General features: G+C 35.9%; 1 protein-coding gene. It reads left to right on the top strand.

Annotated elements, in window-relative coordinates; all coding sequences use genetic code 11:
* Positions 1-164 precede the first annotated feature (164 nt).
* Positions 165-2,171, top strand: a 2,007-nt coding sequence (locus AC1DND_RS26320; protein WP_477585612.1) for a TonB-dependent receptor, incomplete at its 3' end; no start/stop codon positions are given.

Genomic DNA, 2,171 nt, shown 5'->3' with positions numbered 1-2,171 from the left:
GTTATATTCTGCTCAATATGTGTTAAATGTTGAAAAGTTTTGCCCGACTTAATAATTATTTAACATTGAATGTTAAAATGTGTTAAATTTTATTGGGTACATTTGCGGCATAATATCCCTATTAGATTATTATTCAACAACAAAAAACATTTAAAAAACAAAGTATGAAGAAATCTTTACTTTTAAGATTAGTACTGGTTATTGTTGCATTTGTAGGTATTACCATTGGTGCTAATGCACAGGTAACCTCATCATCAATTTCAGGAACAGTTAAGGATGCCAAAGGCACTTTGCCCGGTGCAAGTGTTAAAGCAACACACACACCAACAGGTACGGTTTATTCTGTATCAACTAACAACGAAGGTCGCTATGTAATTAACAATATGCGTGTTGGTGGTCCCTACACTATTGAAGTTAATTTTGTGGGATATCACCCCTTCACCAGTAAAGATATTTATTTGAACTTAGGTGAAAACAGTAAGCTTGACCCTGTTCTGGTTGATAACTCAGTACTTCTAACAGAAGTAAATGTTACTGGCAGCAGAAGTTCGGTAATTGGAAGAAATAAAACAGGAACTTCTACTTCTGTTTCAAGAAACCAGTTAGATATGTTGCCAACCATTTCGAGAAATATCAATGATTTTGCACGCTTGAGTCCTATTGCTTTAGTAAGAAATAGCAGTACAGATGGTTCACCGCTTGGAATAAGCTTTGGCGGACAAAGCACACGTTATAATCAATTTACGATTGACGGTGCTAACTCAACTGACGTTTTTGGTCTAGCAAGTAATGGAACAAATGGTGGTCAGGCAGGTATTAACCCAATTCCATTTGATGCGATAGAGCAAGTACAGGTTTCACTATCCCCTTATGATGTGAGCCAAGCTGGTTTTACCGGTGGAAGTATGAATGCTGTGACAAAAAGTGGAACAAATGAGGTTCATGGAACAGCTTTTGGAACTTATCAAAACCAAGATTTAGTTGGAAGAAGTTATACAACAAGAAATAAGTATACAGATTTCAAATCTTTTCAATATGGATTAAGCATGGGCGGACCTATTATTAAAGATAAATTGTTTTTCTTCGTTGCTTATGAAGGTTTAAACAGAGACCAACCTATTGCTAACCAACCTGGTGGACCTGATGGCACATCAAAAATTAGTGTTGCTAATGCTCAGACCTTGAAAGATTTTGTGATGAACAAATATGGTTATGACGTAGGTAAAATTAATGGAATTAATCTAACTAGAAAATCTGATAATATATTTGGTCGTATTGATTGGAACATCAATGACAAAAATAAATTAATGATCCGTGGAAATTACGTTCAGGGAAGTAATTATAGTATTTCAGATTCTCAAACAGCTATGTCATTCTATAACAATGGGTATGCCCAAAGTAATAAAACGACTTCTGTTGTTGCCGAATTAAGCTCTAAGTTATCAAATAGTGCTTCTAATTTACTACGTTTAACTTACACAGCCATAAGAGACAGGAGAGATCCAGGTGCGGCGTTCCCAAGTGTTAGTATTGCTGATCCGGTTGCTGGAACTTTTAGGTTCGGTGCAGATTACAGTTCACAGGCGAATAGCTTAAATCAAGATAATTTTACTTTGACAGATAATTTCAACGTAACATTAGGTTCTCACAGTCTTACATTCGGAACAGATAATTTATTTTACAAAACTAAAAACGTATTCTTACAAGGCGTTTATGGTGATTATAGTTTCACAAGTCTGGCCGGATTTATGGCTACTCCTCAAACTGGAATGACTCAGTATCAAACGACTTATTCAACAGACAAGAGTGATCCACTAGCGCCAGCTAGAATTAAAATGGCACAATTTAGTTTATATGCTCAAGATGTTTGGAGTATCAGAGATAATTTCAGATTAACCTATGGCGTAAGAGCAGAGGTGCCTGTATATTTAAACAATCCAGTAGAGAACCCTGCGTTTAATGCTTCATCAGTAGCTGTGGCTAACAATTTAGTAAATAGCAGAACTCCAAAATCAACTATTATTGTAACACCAAGGCTAGGTTTTAACTGGGATGTATTTAATAATTCTCAGACTCAAATCCGTGGTGGTGTAGGCATATTCTCTGGCCGTGTACCTATGGTATGGGTATCAAATCAATATTCGAATACTGGTAAAGCGACTATTAAGTAT

The sequence above is a fragment of the Pedobacter sp. 01N416 genome, from assembly GCF_056399685.1.
Note: the sequence above shows the minus strand (reverse complement) of the source record. Positions and strands in the feature narration are given on the sequence as shown.